The organism is Halobacillus sp. H74 (genome assembly GCF_052246715.1).
In the GTDB taxonomy this organism is placed as follows: domain Bacteria; phylum Bacillota; class Bacilli; order Bacillales; family Halobacillaceae; genus Halobacillus; species Halobacillus litoralis_A.
The window spans coordinates 216,128-235,077 of record NZ_JBQQCI010000003.1 but is presented as its reverse complement, the minus strand read 5'-3'; the positions used below and the strand labels follow the sequence as shown (position 1 = coordinate 235,077).

Sequence of the window (18,950 nt, the reverse complement as noted above, 5' to 3'; positions counted from 1 at the left end):
CGTCCCTACCCCCTCTAACATTTATTTGTATATGCTTTCAAAGGTTCGAACAGCTTCTTCCTCTGTCGTCGCCAGTTTCACCTTTTCACCAAACTGATGGTTATACTCAGCTAAGAATTCAGTGACCTGCGGCGCATGTAAAGTCAACTCATGTAACTGGTCGATTTCTGTAAACACCTCTTCTGTGGTGCCGAACATTTTCACCTCGCCATTATCTAAAACTAAGACCTTATCACAATAAGCAGCGATTCTCTCTACCTCATGATCAATAATGATGCCTGTCATTCCATATTCTTTTAAATTTTTCAAAACATCATATACTTCGTTCTTTCCTTTCGGGTCAAGCATTGATGTTGGCTCGTCCATAATCATGATTGTCGGCCGCATGGCTAAAACAGCTGCTATCGCAAGTCGCTGCTGCTGACCACCGGATAAAGCCAGAGGACTCCTTTTCTCATATCCTTCAAGCCCTACTTGAGCCAAAGCGTCTTTGATCCTCACAAGCATCTCATCACGGGGTACTCCGAGATTCCCCATACCAAAGGCGATTTCTTCCTCAATAGTCATCTGACTCAGTTGATTTTCAGGCTCCTGGAAGACAAAACCTACATGCTCTGACATTGCTGCCACATCACTTTCGTGGACATCGATGCCTTTGACAAAGACCTCCCCTTCCATTTCTCCACTGATTACTTGAGGGACTAATCCGTTCACACACATGGCCAGCGTTGATTTACCAGCACCGGTTGGTCCTATTATTCCAAGGATTTCCCCGTAATCAATGGTGAAACTGACGTTCTTCAGTACTGGTTCTTCGGTATCCGGATATTCAAAAGTAAGATTTGTGACTTCAATCGCCTGTTTTTCATCTTTCATTAGTTAGCACCTCCGAATTTCCCCTGGACTTGTTTGAATAGGAATTTGACGAGCATCAGCCCACACACGATCCAAGTTCCGAAAAGGGAGTATGTTAAAAGAGCGTCTGTAGTCAGGTGCAAAGACCCCATCATGAATAACTTGAGATAGATTTCAAATACGAGTACTCCAAGCATCCCTATAAGGAAGGAATAATCCAAAGATCCGATTTTAGTTTCACGAAGACTGGTTTTTGTTCCTTTTCTGCTGAATGCTCTACACTCAAGCACATAGGATAGCTGGTGGACTTTCATAAATGTAATGATGAATAAGGGAGCGAACATGGGGACTAGGTTCTTGACTCGTTGAATAATATTCCCCTTCACATCCAAACATCTTGCCTGTTGGGCTTCCATTACGATTTTTGCTTCCCTGGCGATGATCGGGATGATTTGAAAGGTGGATAATAGGATGAACGCAAAAGAGTGAGGGACTTTCCATTTCACAAGGGCTGATGCCATATCAGAAGGATGGGTGGTCATGACGAATAGTACAGCACCTGTTCCTATGACGAGAATTCTGAAGGACATGACAGATGCATAAACCATAGATTCATATTTGAAGGTTAAACCACCAAAAATTTCAAACACCGGAGTCACACCGATAGGATTATAGATTCCATGGACAGTCATAATCAAGACAGCAAACAGTAGTAAGAACTGAATAGAAATCAGGTAAGGTTTCACTAGCTTTGCTATGACCACTAAGGGAAAAAGGGCGACAAGTAATACTAACTGCAGGGCTGGATCATTCAGGATAAACGAACTGGCTACGACAAAGGCCACAAAAATCATTTTTGTTCTTGGGTCCAAGCTGTGAATCAAACTATCTTTAGGCATGTATAAACTATTCACGCTTCTTCCTCCTTCACAGGTTATGAGGTTATGATGGGTATTTTCGCACTAAATAATGATTGTTTACTTTAGCCGTCGATCCTCTTTCAATTAAAGATGGCTGAAAAGTTACAGTCTCCTTGAAGTTCTTCCCCTCCCTTACTATTTGGATGGCTAATTCGACAGTCTTCTCTCCCATTTCTGAAATCGGAGTACGAATCGTCGTCAATTCAGGGTCTACGATTTCAGCAAACTGAGAATCATCAAAGCCTATGACGGATAGTTCTTCAGGAATACTGATTCCTAATTCTCTAGCCGCCTTATAAACACCAACAGCGATCGCATCGTTTCCCGCAAAAACAGCTGTCGGAGGTTCTGACATCTTTAACAATTCTTTTCCTCTGTGATAACCGCTATGAATTTTGAACTCATCAAGCTTCAAATATTCATCCATCGGTTCAATACCATAGTCTTCCAAAGCTTTTGCATAGCCCTTGTAACGTTCAACTGTTGCATATGAATCTTTTTGACCGCCAATGTAGCCGATTCTTTGATGTCCGTGATCCAAAAGATGTGCTGTAGCCTGATAACCCCCTTCGAAATTATCGACGAGAACTTCGTCCAGCCGCACATTTTTCACTTGACTTCCTAACAGAATCAACGGCACATCAGGACGGTTCTTCATTACTTCCTTGATATTTTTATCATTGATTTCAGGTGTGGAAAATATGATTCCATCGATCCCTTTTCTAAGCAGAAAATTCAAATACTCCGCCTCTTTTTCCAAGTCATTGTCGGTGTTGCATAAAATGACATTGAACCCATATTGATGGGCTTGGTCCTCGATGGCTCGTGTCAGCTCACCATAGAAGATATTTTTGATATCCGGAATGATTAAACCTAGAGTCGAGGTCTGCTTTTTAATCATGGCTGTTGCGACCATATTTTTTTGAAATTTCAATTCTTCCACAGCCTTGTTCACTTTTTCCTTGGTACTCATGCTGCTATAGCCACTATTATTTAACACTCTGGAAACTGTAGAAATTGATACATTCGCTGCTTTTGCGACATCTTTGATTGTTACCATGGTTTCCCACTTCCTATCTTTGTGGAAACGTTTTTATATCTATCCAGAGAAGGCCTTGCCCGATTCTCTCTCCCCTTCGATATGAAAACGTTTTCTAGTTACTTGTATTATACTTCAGATAAGGATGTTATTTCAACAATTTTCTGAAAATATTGATTATTTTCAGAAATAGTAGGGAAACAATTACAGAGATAATATGGAAACGTTTCTACAAATAAAATGAAGTGGGCAGTTACTTTAAACTTTTGTGGGTTGTTTAGCTTTTATGACACTGTTCCTCAATGATCCAATTCCATCTATACGACACTCAATTTGGTCCTTTTCTTTTAAAAATTCTGCCCCGACCGGGCTCCCGGTAAGAATGACATCACCTGGTTGAAGTGTCATGATATGACTCAAATAAGAAATCATTCTTTCTATCGTTACAATCATCAGATTTGCAGGGCTGTTCTGCTTTTCCTTTTCGTTATGGAATGCTTTTATTACAGCACCATGCGGGTTGAACTCTGTTTCTATTACAGGTCCTAATGGGGTGAAGGTATCGAACGATTTCCCAAGAGTCCAGTGTCCGTTTTCATGAAAATATTGAGGAGCAGTTACATCATTTCCGATCGTATAGCCGAATACATGATCTAAGACTTCTTCTTCATTGATTCCATTTGCCTCTTTTCCGATGACTACGGCAAGCTCAGATTCAAATTTTACTTCTTCTATGGCTTGAGGAATCTTGATATCTGCCGCAGGACCTATGACCGAACTGTTCGGCTTGAAGAAGAACACAGGCATATCGGGTCCTTGTTCAGGTAAATCATCGCTTTCAGCAACGTAATTCGCACCGATACCGATGATATGATTCGATTCCAAAGGAGCTAACCAACCAATTTCATTCTCGGAATACACCTCACCGGTATAGTCCCACTCATTAAAAATGTCCCCGGTAATTTCTTGAATTTCATCCCCTTTTATTACACCTTGTTTCGTTTCGTTTTTTACTGTAAACCGTAAAAATTTCATCATTTAACCTCCACTTTAATATTTGATTTCCTGGCTGCACCACTCTGGATGGCGGCTTGGGCAACAGCTTCCGATACCCTTTCTACTACCCGAGTGTCCAAAGGATCAGGAATCACATAATCACCACTTAACTTGTCCGCTTCCACCAAGCCTGCAATGGCTTCTACTGCAGCTAGCTTCATCTCTTCGTTAATTTCTTTTGCAGCCACTTGTAATGCCCCTTTGAAAATACCAGGAAAAGCCAGTACATTATTGATTTGGTTTGGAAAGTCAGATCTTCCAGTCCCGATTACCGCTACCCCTGCTTCTTTCGCTTCCTTGGGCATGATCTCTGGTGTAGGGTTTGCCATAGCGAAAATAATAGGATCAGGATTCATGGAAGCAATCATCGGCTGAGATAAAGCCCCAGCAACGGAGACCCCTATAAAGACATCTGCGTCTTTGATCACTTCAGCTAGTTCCCCTTCAACACGATCGTGATTCGTTATTGCCGCTATATGCTCCTTCATCGGGTTCATTCGGTATGGACGTCCTTCATAAATCGCCCCCCTGGAATCACAAAGAATCGTATGATTGATTCCCATGCTTGATAATAATTTAACAACCGCTACCCCGGCAGCACCAGCTCCATTTATCACTACTTTTATGTTTTCAAAACTCTTCCTGACCACTTTTAAAGCATTAATCAGACCAGCTGCTGTGACGATAGCCGTCCCGTGTTGATCATCATGAAAAACAGGGATATCCAGCGCATTCTTTAATGTTTCTTCAATATAAAAACAATGAGGAGCGGAAATATCCTCCAGATTTATCCCTCCAAATGTTACTTCCAAGGCTTTAACAGCGCTAATAAATTCATCAGGGTCTTTCCTATCGATACAAATCGGAAATGCATCTATATCAGCAAAAAGTTTAAACAAAGCCGCTTTACCTTCCATAACAGGATAAGAAGCCGCTGCTCCGATATCCCCAAGACCTAAGACGGCTGTTCCGTTCGTCACCACTCCAACGAGATTCCCTCGATTCGTATAATCATATATAGTTTGTGGCTGATCGTGAATTTCTTTACAAGGCTCAGCGACTCCTGGTGAGTAAACCAAACTTAAATCATCTTTACTATCTACAGGGACTTTTACTTCTACACTCAATTTCCCACGGTATTCCTTATGGAGGTTCAAAGCTTTCTGACGCAAATCCAATCGCAATTCCTCCTCTGATAGTCGGAAAAGGATCCAATATTCGTCTCGCTATATTCGACCCTTTTCCAAATGTTTAACCAAGTCGTCATCTTTGATTTCTCAACAGATTTTCTATAATATTCACAGTAAGTACATGGAGCATCATACAACTCTATCCCCAAGATTTTGTTGTATTGGTGTTCTTTTTTATGCAGTCTTTTTCTTATCTATACTTTTTTTGCTGGTCATTCCGATTTTCTCTCTTATGTCTTTAGCGTTAGGTAGGAAACGGATCGGGAAGATTTTGAGGATCATCCAAACAATATAGAAGGTTAAAACTTTATCAGCCACTGTACCAGGAATGTTAGCGATGAAAGCAGCATTGAAAATTTGCTGTCCAGATGCGATCAAGCCAGCCGTTAATACATCCACCGTATGACCAGAGAATCCTCCGAAAACATACACGGAAATGACTGTCGCTATAGCAGAAGCTATTATTCCTGTAACAGATCCAGAAACGATAACTTTCCACCCCTTACTGAACCACCCTTTTTTGAAGAAGAAGTAGGATAAAAAGGCAACAACTATACCGACAATAGCAAATGGTATATAGGTCCAGCGAACAATGAGAGCCAAAATCACGTTGGTCATTAAAGCCGTTGCGCCGCCCCATAGAGGCCCCAGCACAATCGCATTCAAGACAGTTCCGATATTATTTAGAAACAATGGCAGCTTGAGCATCTCTACAATCGAATTCGCCACCCAGTTCAAAGCGATACCGGCAGGAATCATCGCAACTATGAAACTAGAATTCTTTTTCATCATGGTTTGTCATGTCCCTCCTCTTTTATTAAAAGCTGACCTTACCAATTTCCTCCTTTCATTTTAATTTTGACCACCCAGGTTCTAATTCTTTCAATAGCTGTGGAAAACCACTACTTTTGAAATTTCCACCTAAATGTAAAAACGTTTCCACAAACAGTTAAAAGAATGCACTTAAAAATATGTGGAAACGCTTCCTTGAAATGAATTATACATAGTCGGCTTTGTAATTTCAACAATATTTTGAAAATAATGATAATTTCAAAATATTACCTGCTCCGAGACGACATAAACCTACATAACATCTGAAGGTTCTCCATGGAATCCCCGCACAGCGGAATTCATCTCTAAATTAAAGCAATTATCATAGTGGCTTTTTACAGCTGAACTTCCACTCTCTCTTCGCTACGAATAAGAATTTTTCATAGATGATTTGATAGAATAACCAAAAAATCACCTCTTCCAACTAAAATTCTAATCTATATAATCACTTAGCACCTTGGTCATGATTCGTCTTTCAATTATACTGAATTTAAGAGAACCTGAAAGGAAAGTGATCAACCGGATGCTATATATATGGCATATTGAAAAAATCATAAAAAATATAATGCAAGATCACAATTTAAATATCAACTACGAAGCCAACAATAATCTCCCTACTCCGATGAGCTTCAACATATCGACAAATACGCTCAACTTTAACTACCTGCAAGTGAACGGATATATGAGTAAGATCAAGATTAATGAATCGGCAGATGATATCGTTAAAATCATTGTTTGTCATGAGATCGGTTATTATTTGACTTTCAAGAAACACAAACATGATTTAAAGACGCTCATGTACGGAGAAGACGAAGAAATCGCTGAACTTAAAGCGGTCATAGAAAGGAATGCCTGGAACTATGGCAGGGGGTTGGTTCCAGATAATTTGCTGGATTCCTATGACAAAGTACGTGAGCTGGATGACTCACTTTTACAAGGTTTGAAATAAATATGAACCAACCAAGAGGAAAAAAATAACTTTTGTAGAATTAGTAGAGGTATAGTAAACGACCTTACATGAGGGAAGTTTATGGCTGAATAAATAAAGGAAGGTGAATGGTATGTTCAGGAATCACACGTTCAAGAATGTTCTATTCAAGTGGATGCCTTACAAAGAGCAAAGTGTTTGTGAAAGAAAGCTTGAAAAAGTGATCAAACGATTGAAGATTGAGGATTTTACTTTCAACTGGGACCGAAACAGTTGCTTTATTAAGTTTTCCTACCAAGGGGAAGTTTACAAGTTGGAACACTCAATTGAAAAGGCGAAAGAAAGAGGAATCATTTTAAGGAATGGACTCGATTGCTTGAATGAATTGACACAATCGCTTGAAGATTTGTGTGTGATCATCGACCGGGGTATTTATGATTTTGATACATGGATCTTCGGGATGAAACAATCCTCTCCAGGGCAGGAAATGCCTGCAGAATTTCAGGAAGAGTTCCATATCAAGTACAAGTCTTCAGGAAAGCAGGCTTCATCTGAACAGGAGGCCAATGAGGAACCTTTCCCTTTTCAGCCTGAAACGTCTTTAAGAGATTTTGAGGAAGAACTTCAAGCAATGAAACGACCTCAGCTTAAATAAAGATTTTCAAGACTGGCATGCAGCATGGATCAGTTAGAAGATGACTCGGGTATTGTGCCTGGGTCATCTTTTTTATTGTCTTAGAATTTATAAAATAATTGCCAGGGGCAAACCCGCCACTTTAAAGCTTTGCTCAAGCTTGCCGGTGGAGTGATCAAGGGCTTGAGCTTTTTTACTAAAGAAAAACAAGGCTATCATCCGCATCCCGATACTATAATGTTCAGTGGTAATAGACACACAAATTCAGAGCCTACCGACACACGTCCATTCCAAAAGATACCCTACTACATATAGTAATAGTGAGTCAAAAGGAACTTGTCTAAAAGTTACTAGGTAGACTTTTGACAAAAATATAGAAGGAGTGAACAGTATGAAGAAAAATACAGGATGTGGATATGGTAATAAAAATTGTCCACCCCTACCTGCTAGCCATCACGCAAAATCGAAAAGTTTGTACACTGCATCAGAGCAGTTTGCTTCGCCTGGGGATGAAGAAGAAACAGTTGTACTAGGAGATGTGATCATCCAGTCCCTGACGGAAGCAGATTTCCATCTACCGACATACGCAAGAGCGATCAAGAACATTGAGAAAAATGTATCCTTGACGCAGTGTAAAGCTATACCTGTAGTTGGCGAACCCCATTATGTGAAATTGTTTGTGGAAGGAATTGTACACAAAAACATTCAGTACGTTGAAGATGGAAATGGATATGTGAAAGATTATAGTATCGATATTCCATTCCAAGCTTACGATCGAGTGTACCTTGCAAATCCAGTAGATGCTCCATTTGGAATTGACTACAGCATCAAAGACGATATTCTACAACGCAAACAACTTGCAAAAGACGGCATGGGTGCAGACCGTTGCGAATTTGGTTCTTTGACGTTTGAAATCAACAATGAGCCTATTCATTGCAAACTTCTTGCATCTGCAGTCAACCAATTGGATATTGTCCATGATTTTGATAACTGGGGACGCTTTAACAAAGTAACGGAGAAAATGGATATTAATCTTGTTATTAAATTGACTCAATTGCAACAAGAATCTGATCCTACTCCACCAAAACCAAGCTGCAGAAAAACGAACAGCCAAATAAAAAATGCTACTCCACAATCCGTTTACAACAGCTTCAGAAAATACACCGGTCGTTAAAACAAAAGCACAAGCGTCTTGGCCAGCCCCGACATGCTTAAGTTTAAACCTTTGAAGTGGCGGGTTTTTGTCACAGCAAAGTGTTTGCTTATGACCTCGTGAAGTTACGCGCTGGAGCAGGATGGGGTTTATGTAGTACAAATAAAAGACGTCTCCCATCAGAGACGTCTTTTATTTTAATTGACTGTCATTCCATAAAAAAACAGGTCCCTCAGCTAAAATGTGGATAAACGTATTTTTGCTGTAATAGATCTATACATATCTGCACATTTCCTTGAATCGAAACTTCTTTCTGGGCAATGACTTTAGGATGGCTGATTATATGAATACTATGAAGTTGATCCTCCACCGGATTGGCGAATTTTTGACGATGTTCATAATGCGTGTCACCTTCGTGTCCAAATGTATATTCATTTTGGCAAGTATAAGAAACATCTGGTTCGGTCAGCCATTTCACTTTCATAGATTCATTCCATTGTACAGGATATTTTAAGGTATGAACCTTTTGGTCTGGGTCGTCTTTCACATATACAATATCAGCTGTAAGAATACCCTTGATAAAGACGGTGGATGACGGTAGAACAACCCTTTGCTTAATGGAATGAAGTGTCCAATCAACCTTGGTTATTTCCGAAATACCCCCCAATACCTCAAATGTTTCCATCACATCTACATCAACTATGAGATGTGCTAATACTACAGGAACCTTAACCATTTGATGTTGGCCCTTCCCCATAGGTAGTGAATTAGACTCAAGGTCCTCTTGTTCCGGTTCTTCTTCGAGAAGCTCCTCTAAAAAATCACCTGCAAACATTGAGCTTTCATCTGCATCCGGAAAAGGATCCTCTTCCCTTTGAAAACTATCAGAGCTGGCTGTACTGCTTTCTATAATAGAACTTATAGTTTCCCCATTTACAGACTCCCTATCTTCTGTAAATATATGAAATTCTGTTTCGCTGAGAGATTCCTCTTGGATAGTAGGGTTAGCATCTATGACAACACTTGGGTCTTTTGCTATCGGTGATGCTTCTTCTTCGTCAGGAGACTCTTCTTGGATACTGGTACTTTCTTCTATGAAAGCATTTATTTCTTCAACTATTGATGGCTCTTCTTCTTCGTCAAAAGACTCTTCTTGAATAAGGTGGTTGGCTTCTATGACAACACTTGGTTTTTCTACCATCCGTGGTGCTTCTTCTTCGTCAGGAGTCTCTTCTTGGATACTGGTACTTTCTTCTATGAAAGCATTTATTTCTTCAACTATTGATGGCTCTTCTTCTTCGTCAGGAGATTCTTGGATACTGGTGCTTTCTTCATCTATACTGCTGGTCTCTTCTTCAAATGGAGGAAGAAAATTTATATGCTCACCATGATTGCCAGACGATCCAGCTTCCATTTGGGATTCATTAAGTATTTCGTCCATGGAAGAGGAATCCTCTAACATGGCAGAAATATTATTCCACAAAGAGGTGGCTGTTTCACAGCTTGATTCGACCATCTCTAACCCATCCGAAGAAGATTCAATCGTCTCTAAATCTACTAAATCACTTTGAGAAAAGCAGTATTTCTTAAAACTGTTTGAATCATCCAGATGGCACTCGATCGATGAAATAATATCCTTCAATATCGAGTGATTCTCACTGGAAAAAGGATTTTCTTCTTCATTGAAATCATCCGTTTCTAGTTCTGGACTCCCTTCATGGAACCACTTTTCTTCAGAAGATGACTCATTTAACATGGCTAGAAACTCAGAATATAATGAATTCCCAGATTCACTTTTATCCTCTGATTTTACATATTCCTGTTCAGCTTCGATAGTAAAGGAACTTCTTCCTTTTTTAGCATATATCCCCTTTTTTTCATAGAAGTCCCCTCTACGCAAGGTGGCCATTCTTTTTCGCTTCTCTGCCAGGTGATCAAACCGATTCTTGTTTGGTACAGTGTTTTCCTTTTCCGCATTTTCATCATCAATCCAAGTGTTGACGTATGCTGCATCAGCTATCACTTTAGACGGAGGATAAATCAATGGTCGAGGGGCTTTCCCCTTAATATCTACTGGAGTGTATACCTTATTTTCTTTTGAATCATCACTTATTTGAACAGATTCCTCTTCAGGCTCATACTGGTTTTCAATATCGTCACTATTGTGCTTTCGTTTCCGATTCGTATTCTGTCGTTTGTGTCCGCTGCTCCAATGTGGTTGGTTGAATATTATTTCATCTCTATTCATAGCAGCTGGAAAGGGTGCCGCACTCCTGGCATCCCTCCTCCCTCCTTCCCTCATCCATGCTTAACTCAATCATTTAATAGGCTGAAGTCACAGTCTTCGTCATTCGTCGTTGAAGTGACACGAATCTGTTGGTTCTGAAGAACTTTCAAACATATATCGACCACCATTTTTTCTTCTATTTGGGTAAAATAACCCTCATTCAGAGGTGCCGTACCAGGAAGCGGAATACGGTCTAATGCTTCATCCCATTCGATGATTTTGCTGGAAAGGAGCTCACAATATGGGAGGTCATTGTAGAATTGACGACTCTTTTGGTGAAATTGAGATAAATCACTCGTTAACAATTCATCTTTCTCAGGGTAACCCTCAGGTAATGGAATGGATACTGCGAAGTCGAACTCCTCCCGCTCATTCATTTTAGGCATGACAGGTATAGATAAGAAATCCTTAATTTCCGTTACACAGTCAAAGGGAATATCGACTGTAAAGGAATGCAAGTCAGAGGCTACGGTCGTATCTGTAGTGACCTCAATTTCATTGGAGGGACTGGCGTATTGAATGTTTTTACGGACAAATCCTTTGATAAATAGTTTATTAGTTGGAAGTAATAGGCGGCATTGAGTCAAGTTCACACGTTTCTTTATGTCCTTAATTTCAAGAACTGGTTCAGGAAATTTAATGGTTTCATTGATATTCACTTGGATGTTGAGTTCAGACAATACCACTGGAACCTTTGCTACGATCTTCCCGAGGCTTACGTTTGGCTTGCATGGCTTATGATGTGAAGAACTTTCGCATTCAAAACTGCTTGATTCGTTATGTTCATCTGTCATTTAACTTCCCCCTAAACAAAATATACACCCATCGTATGTAGGTTAAATGACTATGTTTGGGCTCTTAGTTTGAAGTCAAGGTATCAGGCTCCCTCTTTCCCTATTTGTCAATGGTCATCATCCTCCTATACAAAATCTCTTTATTGAATAAGCACTTAGTATCCCATCCCCACACTTGTCCAAAACTTAAAACCAGCACTAACCTTATGAAGAGAACGGAATAGGATAAAAAACAGAACAAAGGCACAAGCACATTGGTTCATCGCCAACGTTAACCAAAATTTTCAAGAGCTTCTTTTGCAAGACATCATAAGATTTTTAAAGGCTGGTATTTTATAAGTATCAAAACAATAAAAAACACGATGCCCACTACGTACGGATAGTGGCCAACGTGTCTAATCGCCTTACAGGGCATCAATATTTACTTGTTGATTCTGCAAAACTTTAACCGTAAACGTTAGCGCCATTTTTTCCACCATGTGGTGGAAGTACCCTTCATCTACCGGACCTCCGCCAAATGATTGACGATCTGTCGCTTCATCCCACTCCAAAATATTACTCGAAATGAGTTCACAGTATGGAAGCTCGTTATAAGATTGAGTGCTATTTTGGTGAAATTGAGATACATCACTTGATAGGAACTGATCTTTCTCGGGGTACCCTGAACCAAGCTCCTGAGCTCTAAAGAAGTCGAACTCATTTCTACTATTGTTCACAGGCAGCTGAACAGGTGAATCAAGAGTAACGGATGTCATACATTCAAAAGGAACTTTGGCTGTCAATGACTTGATATCTGAGGATACACACTCTCCAGATGAACTATGATAAGGACTCGCATATTGAATGTTTTTACGAACATAACCTTTAATGAATAAAGGGAACGGTCCAACGCTGAATAGATCATCTCCCCCTGTTGACGGGCGAGCCATCAGACGACATTGAGTAATGACGACCCTTTTCTTAATGTCTTTGATTTCCAGCACTGGTTCTGGAAAATTAATATTCGCAACAAGATGGGAGGTTACATTAAAAGCTCCTAATTCAACCGGAACTTTAATGACACGTTCCCCCATAGGAACGGTTGGTGTATCCGTCATCTCATTCGTGCATTGCTCTACAGAAGCTGACGTATTAAGGTTTACACAATTTTCGTGACAATTATCTTTTTTCATCACTATTTTCCTCCTTTTATATTAACCTCCCTGTATTCTATGCATTCAATTCTAGTAAGCTTGGTCTTATGACGGAGTATAAACGTGGAAGTTTCCTACGATTTGTCTGATCGAGGGGTTAGTAGAAAGATTTTGGAGTCTTCTTTTCTATTTTACGCAGGCTGTTTATTGAACAAGATAGGACCTATTAGTCTTCAAGAGGAAGCGACCCCTTAACTTAAGGTCCTAGCAGCTTTCTCCATAATTATAAATAGGTACTAGCACAGATTCAGTTCCCGTTTGCATAGGATGGGTTCGAGGAGGTAGAAAATGAAACAAGATCATATTTTTTCAGTGGACATTGGAAACAGCTGGTATAAAGTACTAGCATCAGATGATGGTGAGGTCAAGGATTATCAAGTTCCCAATGCAATCGCCCTGTTTGATGAAGAATTTCATGAGAAACCTTACGACGAAGAAGATATGGAATTCGAGGAGAATATTATCGTAGAAATAAAAAGTCCATCTGTCGTTGATAGACGCGAGATTTTCTATATCGGAAAATCCGCGATGAAGCAAAGAAATGTTAGTTTAACCTCTTTCAATAATCAAAAAACAGACGAGGAACGTACTTATATCCTCCTCTTCGCATCAGCTGCCTATCATGCCTTACTAAACAACCCTTCTGATGGAAATGTGGATTATACAATAGATCATTTAGCTGTCTCCCTTCCTACTACTCAATATAAGGAAAGGAAAGAGTACTTCAAAAAACAGTTGCTTGGTGATCATACCATCATCTTTCACAAGGTTCCCGGCGTCAAAGAACCGAAAGAAGTAATGGTCAAACTCCACATCAATGATGTTATTGTCGGTGCAGAAGGAGCGCTTGCTTATTTAGCACTCACGCGTGATCCAGGCTCGCTGATGATAACGGATGATTCACTTGCCAAAGACTCAGCAAGAGGAATTATCATTGGCGATTTGGGCGGAGACTCGGTGGACTTTGTCGGTATAAAAAATAATAAACCTGTCGCTTCTGTTGAAGGAGAACCATTCGGTATCAATCAATTCCTTGATAATATCATACAAAAAGTCAGTAAAAATGAATTATACAGTTTTAATTCTCGTTCAGAACTTGAGGAAAAATTAGCCGCCGGACAATCAGAATGGTATGTAGAACCTTTTGCTGGGGTGAGGAAAGATATCAGTAAGTATATCACGCCTCAATTGCGGCTTATGGCTATCAAATATTTGGAGCATTTTGATCGTGTCAGAAGCAGTTCCATTGAAATCAAAGGAGCAGCTCGATACATCGCTGTAGGCGGGGCAGCAGAAATAGCTGAAAAGCAAATTAAAGAAGCAGCCGTCAAGTGGAGTGATAGAGGGCGCCCAATTGATTTGATGTTCCCAGAGGATATGGCAAAACTGAATGTCAAAGGTTTAATGATTCTTGCTAAAATGCACGTCCTCAGTAAAAATCAGGAATATACCGATGATTACGCTGTTACAAAAAGCTAAAGGGTGAAATAAATGTCAAGAATATACATGGATTATTTCCGCAAAACTGTGATCACTATTCCTGACAATTTCATTGATGTGAAAACAGGGGATACCCATCCCGTATCTCCTCAAATCATCGAGGAAATGGAATATCATTCTAATAACAACACACTTCAGCACCTTGTGTTTTCAGCACTGAATGATTACTTTCACAAAAATACAGAAAAAAAAGGAAACTCACATGATGTGTTAGCTGAATTGCAGGAAATAAAAAAGATATTGAATCAAGGATACAGGAATAGTACGGAAGTTCACCTCCAATCACAAAAAAACGTTACTCCGTCACGAAAGTTGAATATCAAGGAAATCGAGGATGTTTTAGAGGCATTCGGAGGATAATTTCTTTATGTATAGAAGGTATGCCTAACGCTAGGCATACCTTCTAAATTCCATCTTACAAACTCACAGCAGGTAAGCAGGTAACCGCACAGAAGCAGGATAAATCAACTGTGATACAAATGCCTGTATTCACTAAGTCATCAAGGTGTTTATCATCGATTTGTTTACATACAGAATTTCCATGTTTCGGCTGGCAATGCTTATGACCTCTTAAATCGGATTTAAATGCCAGCAATTCAAGAACCGCACATTCTTTTTCCAACGCTTTGATTTTAAACACATGTGTGTTGACACACTTCAGCTTCTCTCTTTTTGAATGACAGGAATAAGTGGTAACTCCTGTACCCTCAAAAGGTTTACACCCACAATATAAGATGAAAGGAATCGTGTTCTTCTTCACTTTCTTTTTACCCAGCAACTCATCGATTGATTGCTTGCAACCTGTTGTACAATCATCCCTCGTTGCTTTCTTTTGAGCAAATAGAATAGCTTCCAACACATCTTCCACACAATTCTTATAGTGTTTCATCCTACCCTTATCATTTTTCTTATCACAACATTTATCTTTACGACCTTTTCCACCATCGGAATGGTAGTCATTGTCGTAATTTTTTACGCACATACTTATTTTCACTCCTTCATGATTGCTTAAAATAGTATACGTAAGAAAATAAGTTTTGTTTGATAAGGTTGCCTAACTAGGAAGAATAAAGTAGTGAATGGAACAGTTCCCGCAAAAAAATAATATTCAAGTGCAGTTCCAATCTATTGTTTTAAAATAAATAGCTCCTATTCTATGATTCTACTTATTAGCTTTGAATGGACTTTGACCTCACTTCAATTGCTTAATCATTTGCTCTCAATTTTTTGGTTTAATGCGGCAAATATTGGATATACAATAATTGAAAAATTTTCAACAGGTTTAAGAAAACAAAAGAAGGACAGGATTCTTACATCCTGCCCCTCTATCAAATAAGGTCCAACCTGAACTTATTTTGGCAGATTCAAGACGTCGCCTCCCTTGATCAAGTAAGGAGGAGAAATGTTATTGACTTCCGCCAGCTTCTTATAATTTGTTCCGTGATTCAAAGCTATCCTGTAAAGTGTGTCTCCTGATTTGACAGTATACGTACCATAGGACGAGGAATTGGAGGTGATTTTTAATACTTGCCCCACCTGGATCAAACTCGGGTTTGAAATGTCATTAAGAGAAGCCAATTGTTGAACACCCATGCCATACTTAAGGGCAATACGATAAAGCGTATCTCCAGCTTTCACAGTATAAGTGGTCGCTTGCTTCTCTTGAGGGATGACAAGGACTTGACCGACTCGTATTAAAGCTGGATTAACAATTCCGTTGGCTTTGGCTAATTGGTCGAGACTTACTCCATATTTTTTAGAAATACTGTAAAGTGTGTCTCCCGTTATTACAGTATGCGTGTTGAATAACAGTTCAGAAACGGTTACGAAACTATATCCTAAAGCCTCAAGTTCTTGAATGATGTCAGGTAAGGCATACGGAGTTCCAGCCGCTCCTGCTCCGGTGTGCATTAAAACAATGGACCCTGGAACAATATTGCTCAGAACACGATCTGTCACTTCATTTTTTGCCAGACCTTTCCAATCCAGAGTATCGATATTCCAATGAATGGTGTGTGTAAAACCAGCGCTGCCAACAGCATTCAGCACATTTTGGTTCACAGATCCAAAGGGGGCTCTGAATAATGGCTTAGTGGATTTTCCTGTAACTTTTAATATCTTCGATTCCGTTTTGGTTAATTCTGCTTTCATTTGTGAAGGTGTCAGTGTGGTAAAGTCAGGGTGAGAATAAGAGTGGTTACCGATTTCATGCCCTGCATCGGTAATCTTTCTGATGTCATCCGGGTGGTGGGCAGTCCCAGAACCTGTTAAGAAAAACGTTGATCGCACATCATATTGGTCAAGGGTTGAGAGAATCTTTGAAATGTTTGTCCCATCGGCTCCATCATCAAAAGTGAGAGCAACGACTTTACTCGAGGTGTTTCCTTTTGTGACAAAAGTTGAGGATTCAGCATAGGCAGGAGAGGTATAAGCCAGGAAAGTAAATAGAAATAGGAAAACAACCATAAGCATTGATAAAAATTTGACCTTCATATCACTCACCTCTTTCAGTTGTTATGCCAACATAAAGTTGACATATGTATTCAAGATAAGAGGTGGTAAGAAGTGTTCTATAATTCTATTATACTCCACTTTTCTTCTTTTTCCTACAAAACACTACAGGAAATATACTCCATCCTCTCTATTGAATGCACACCTCCCTCTCCCCTCAGTATTATTTTTCACCACCATAGTTTGGAAAAAATTCACAAAAAATCATCTCTCTTAATATTGAGAGATGATTTTCATCTTACCTGAACAAATCCAAAAAACGATCCCAAAAGTTTTTTTCCTCTTCTTCCTCTTGTCCCTCTTGTTCTTCTTCAACTTTTTTTAGGCTTTCTGTTTTAATGACAAATTGCACAGATCCTACCTTTTCATTTTTTGAGGAGACAAATGAAACAGGTTCAAAATCAGACTTATCATATTCCTCTACCATCTGATCGATTTCTGTTTCCATTTGACCTGGCAAATCGCTTGTAGAGGAAGCCAGCTCTGAAGTTCCATTATGAAGCTCAGCCGCACCATTTTTCAATTCAGTCGTCCCATCAGTCAACCCTGCAACCCCTCTATGAAGACCTCCATAGGAATCAGCCACCTCATCAACACCATTGGTATAACCGGTCAGCCCTTCGTGGAAATCATTATAGTTGGAAGACAACGCCTGTAACCCTTGCTGCAATTGCTCCATCGATTCATCCAGGTCCATGTTATCAAGACTATTCCCTACTTGATCTGCCATTGTATGAAGAGCACCACTCATTTCATTCAGTGAGCCAGCACTTTTATCTAAGGCAGGTCCTATGGCATTGAATGATTCATGGGTGTTCGCATACGTTTCTTTTGCTGTACGTGAAGTTTTATAGGTTTGCGCAAGCCTATCCACGACTTCTTTATCTGCCCCGCTCTCATGCAAAGCCTTGATGTCTTCCTCTGAAATTTGATAATCAGGGATTGCATCGATCGACTTACTCAAAGCCTGATGAGCTTTGCTGTACTGATTTTTTAAATTCGTGAGGCTTTCTCCCGTTTCCTCAAGACCCTCAGCAATTTGACGGAGCCCACCTTCCATCTTTGCAAAATCGCTGAGATTCATTTCACCAGACCCAGATTCCACAGAACCACTCATTTGTTGAAGTGATTTTTTGATGGAAGCAGAGCCTTCGACAAGTTCCGAAGACTGATTGCTTAGTCCTTGAATGCCGCTTTTATATTGTTCTGAACCCTCATAGAGACTTGCGGCCCCGTCATTCAATTCAGCGATGCCATTCTGTAGCTCCCCAACACCACGGTTGATTTCAGCTGTGGCATCAGATAAGGATTTCATATCGTTCTTCATGCCACCGGCTTCAGGAGCATCAATGGACATAGAGGAAGGAATGGCTGCAAACTCAATGCCTTCCATTTCCAAATCAGTCACATCTGCAGAAAGTGTAAAACTACCTTCTTTTTCAGGCATAACAGTAAAGGTCACTTGCCTGTTCTTACCAGAATTGGCTACAGTTCCCTCTGGTGCATCTATATTTTCATATATCGCGGAATCCAGCTGAAGGGTAATCTGCATTAAATAATTATTGAAAAAGATTTCCTCAGCATTTTCATTTTTAGCTGTATCGATTTTAATTTGAAGATGCCCGTCTTTTCCAACCAGTTCTTCAGGATGCATCGTTTTCCCATCCAATTGGTAAGAAACATTGATATCCCAAGGAAGTGGCTTGCCTTCCAAAGTACCCTGATAATAGAACTCCTCATCCTTTGCAGTTACTTCGATTCTTTCATCTTTTTGTTCAACCGCTGTCAGGTCCGTCAGATTTTGGACACTGTTATATGGTCCATGATCGATGATCGTCCCCTGATCTTCAATATTGAAATTATTGACGACATACATCTCTTGCTGCTCCCCGGCAGGATCCAGTGTGGCATAAACCACTTCATGCTTCTCAGAGTAGGAACCTTTCTCCTCTTCAGTCTTTTCATCAGATGAGGTTCCATCTTCCTCTGCTGAAACGGGCACTGTCCCTAAGACAAGAAGAAACGCCATGAACATCGCGGTTATTCGTTTAAATCTCAT

General features: G+C 39.9%; 17 protein-coding genes. 5 read left to right on the top strand and 12 right to left on the bottom strand.

The genetic code is table 11. The annotated features are described in order from the left end of the window. Window positions 1-21: 21 nt before the first annotated feature. From ACTWPX_RS07580 to ACTWPX_RS07555, 6 genes are all read right to left on the bottom strand, one after another. Window positions 22-876: an energy-coupling factor ABC transporter ATP-binding protein gene (locus ACTWPX_RS07580; protein ID WP_443119196.1), complete on the bottom strand. Its 855-nt coding sequence runs from the start codon at window positions 874-876 to the stop codon at window positions 22-24. Beyond that, complete coding sequence (locus ACTWPX_RS07575; protein WP_443119195.1) at window positions 876-1,769, bottom strand: energy-coupling factor transporter transmembrane component T family protein; 894 nt, start codon at window positions 1,767-1,769, stop codon at window positions 876-878. The genes ACTWPX_RS07580 and ACTWPX_RS07575 overlap by 1 nt, the downstream gene beginning before the upstream one ends. 28 nt (window positions 1,770-1,797) lie before the next feature. After that, window positions 1,798-2,835: a LacI family DNA-binding transcriptional regulator gene (locus ACTWPX_RS07570; RefSeq protein ID WP_443119194.1), complete on the bottom strand. Its 1,038-nt coding sequence runs from the start codon at window positions 2,833-2,835 to the stop codon at window positions 1,798-1,800. Between the two features lie 237 nt (window positions 2,836-3,072). Beyond that, window positions 3,073-3,849, bottom strand: coding sequence for a fumarylacetoacetate hydrolase family protein (locus ACTWPX_RS07565; protein ID WP_443119193.1), 777 nt, complete (start codon window positions 3,847-3,849; stop codon window positions 3,073-3,075). Next, a complete protein-coding gene (locus ACTWPX_RS07560; RefSeq protein ID WP_443119192.1) occupies window positions 3,849-5,048 on the bottom strand; it encodes an NAD(P)-dependent malic enzyme in 1,200 nt (399 codons plus the stop codon). The genes ACTWPX_RS07565 and ACTWPX_RS07560 overlap by 1 nt, the downstream gene beginning before the upstream one ends. Before the next feature lie 186 nt (window positions 5,049-5,234). After that, window positions 5,235-5,852 (bottom strand): ECF transporter S component, encoded by a 618-nt coding sequence (locus ACTWPX_RS07555; RefSeq protein WP_128524507.1) that lies wholly within the window; start codon window positions 5,850-5,852, stop codon window positions 5,235-5,237. 721 nt (window positions 5,853-6,573) lie between these two features. On the opposite strand from ACTWPX_RS07555, the gene ACTWPX_RS07550 reads away from it, so the two are divergent. The 3 genes from ACTWPX_RS07550 to ACTWPX_RS07540 all read left to right on the top strand — a co-directional run bounded on the left by ACTWPX_RS07550 (window position 6,574) and on the right by ACTWPX_RS07540 (window position 8,627). Then, window positions 6,574-6,840, top strand: coding sequence for a hypothetical protein (locus tag ACTWPX_RS07550; RefSeq protein ID WP_443119191.1), 267 nt, complete (start codon window positions 6,574-6,576; stop codon window positions 6,838-6,840). A gap of 112 nt (window positions 6,841-6,952) precedes the next feature. Further along, on the top strand, window positions 6,953-7,474 hold the full coding sequence (locus ACTWPX_RS07545) for a hypothetical protein (RefSeq protein ID WP_443119190.1): 522 nt from the start codon (window positions 6,953-6,955) through the stop codon (window positions 7,472-7,474). 370 nt (window positions 7,475-7,844) lie between these two features. Beyond that, window positions 7,845-8,627: a CsxC family protein gene (locus ACTWPX_RS07540; RefSeq protein ID WP_443119189.1), complete on the top strand. Its 783-nt coding sequence runs from the start codon at window positions 7,845-7,847 to the stop codon at window positions 8,625-8,627. 211 nt (window positions 8,628-8,838) lie between these two features. Here ACTWPX_RS07540 and ACTWPX_RS07535 read toward each other — a convergent pair whose 3' ends face one another. The 3 genes from ACTWPX_RS07535 to ACTWPX_RS07525 all read right to left on the bottom strand — a co-directional run bounded on the left by ACTWPX_RS07535 (window position 8,839) and on the right by ACTWPX_RS07525 (window position 12,859). Then, complete coding sequence (locus ACTWPX_RS07535) at window positions 8,839-10,908, bottom strand: hypothetical protein (RefSeq protein ID WP_443119188.1); 2,070 nt, start codon at window positions 10,906-10,908, stop codon at window positions 8,839-8,841. Window positions 10,909-10,919: 11 nt separating this feature from the next. Beyond that, complete coding sequence (locus tag ACTWPX_RS07530; protein WP_443119187.1) at window positions 10,920-11,687, bottom strand: CsxC family protein; 768 nt, start codon at window positions 11,685-11,687, stop codon at window positions 10,920-10,922. Between the two features lie 404 nt (window positions 11,688-12,091). Continuing rightward, window positions 12,092-12,859: a CsxC family protein gene (locus tag ACTWPX_RS07525; protein ID WP_128524512.1), complete on the bottom strand. Its 768-nt coding sequence runs from the start codon at window positions 12,857-12,859 to the stop codon at window positions 12,092-12,094. A gap of 309 nt (window positions 12,860-13,168) precedes the next feature. Here ACTWPX_RS07525 and ACTWPX_RS07520 point away from each other — a divergent pair, with 309 nt between their 5' ends. Next, entirely contained in the window at window positions 13,169-14,359 is a 1,191-nt protein-coding gene (locus tag ACTWPX_RS07520; RefSeq protein ID WP_443119186.1) for a ParM/StbA family protein, read from the top strand. Window positions 14,360-14,371: 12 nt separating this feature from the next. Next, complete coding sequence (locus ACTWPX_RS07515) at window positions 14,372-14,740, top strand: hypothetical protein (RefSeq protein WP_443119185.1); 369 nt, start codon at window positions 14,372-14,374, stop codon at window positions 14,738-14,740. A 55-nt stretch (window positions 14,741-14,795) separates the two neighbouring features. Here the strand turns inward: ACTWPX_RS07515 and ACTWPX_RS07510 are convergent, their stop codons facing one another. From ACTWPX_RS07510 to ACTWPX_RS07500, 3 genes are all read right to left on the bottom strand, one after another. Next, window positions 14,796-15,362 carry a CotY/CotZ family spore coat protein gene (locus ACTWPX_RS07510; RefSeq protein WP_443119184.1) on the bottom strand — a complete coding sequence of 189 codons (567 nt, stop codon included), beginning with the start codon at window positions 15,360-15,362 and terminating at the stop codon, window positions 14,796-14,798. 368 nt (window positions 15,363-15,730) lie between these two features. Next, complete coding sequence (locus tag ACTWPX_RS07505) at window positions 15,731-16,873, bottom strand: LysM peptidoglycan-binding domain-containing protein (RefSeq protein WP_443119183.1); 1,143 nt, start codon at window positions 16,871-16,873, stop codon at window positions 15,731-15,733. A gap of 256 nt (window positions 16,874-17,129) precedes the next feature. Continuing rightward, window positions 17,130-18,950, bottom strand: a complete 1,821-nt coding sequence (locus ACTWPX_RS07500; RefSeq protein ID WP_443119182.1) for a YhgE/Pip domain-containing protein — start codon at window positions 18,948-18,950, stop codon at window positions 17,130-17,132.

Coding starts and splice junctions, on each gene's coding strand:
- ACTWPX_RS07550 (WP_443119191.1), top strand. CDS start 6,574: ATGAGTAAGATCAAGATTAATGAATCGGCAGATGATATCGTTAAAATC.
- ACTWPX_RS07525 (WP_128524512.1), bottom strand. CDS start 12,859: ATGAAAAAAGATAATTGTCACGAAAATTGTGTAAACCTTAATACGTCA.
- ACTWPX_RS07580 (WP_443119196.1), bottom strand. CDS start 876: ATGAAAGATGAAAAACAGGCGATTGAAGTCACAAATCTTACTTTTGAA.
- ACTWPX_RS07555 (WP_128524507.1), bottom strand. CDS start 5,852: ATGATGAAAAAGAATTCTAGTTTCATAGTTGCGATGATTCCTGCCGGT.
- ACTWPX_RS07535 (WP_443119188.1), bottom strand. CDS start 10,908: ATGAGGGAAGGAGGGAGGAGGGATGCCAGGAGTGCGGCACCCTTTCCA.
- ACTWPX_RS07510 (WP_443119184.1), bottom strand. CDS start 15,362: ATGTGCGTAAAAAATTACGACAATGACTACCATTCCGATGGTGGAAAA.
- ACTWPX_RS07515 (WP_443119185.1), top strand. CDS start 14,372: ATGTCAAGAATATACATGGATTATTTCCGCAAAACTGTGATCACTATT.
- ACTWPX_RS07570 (WP_443119194.1), bottom strand. CDS start 2,835: ATGGTAACAATCAAAGATGTCGCAAAAGCAGCGAATGTATCAATTTCT.
- ACTWPX_RS07565 (WP_443119193.1), bottom strand. CDS start 3,849: ATGAAATTTTTACGGTTTACAGTAAAAAACGAAACGAAACAAGGTGTA.
- ACTWPX_RS07530 (WP_443119187.1), bottom strand. CDS start 11,687: ATGACAGATGAACATAACGAATCAAGCAGTTTTGAATGCGAAAGTTCT.
- ACTWPX_RS07545 (WP_443119190.1), top strand. CDS start 6,953: ATGTTCAGGAATCACACGTTCAAGAATGTTCTATTCAAGTGGATGCCT.
- ACTWPX_RS07500 (WP_443119182.1), bottom strand. CDS start 18,950: ATGAGATTTAAACGAATAACCGCGATGTTCATGGCGTTTCTTCTTGTC.
- ACTWPX_RS07540 (WP_443119189.1), top strand. CDS start 7,845: ATGAAGAAAAATACAGGATGTGGATATGGTAATAAAAATTGTCCACCC.
- ACTWPX_RS07520 (WP_443119186.1), top strand. CDS start 13,169: ATGAAACAAGATCATATTTTTTCAGTGGACATTGGAAACAGCTGGTAT.
- ACTWPX_RS07505 (WP_443119183.1), bottom strand. CDS start 16,873: ATGAAGGTCAAATTTTTATCAATGCTTATGGTTGTTTTCCTATTTCTA.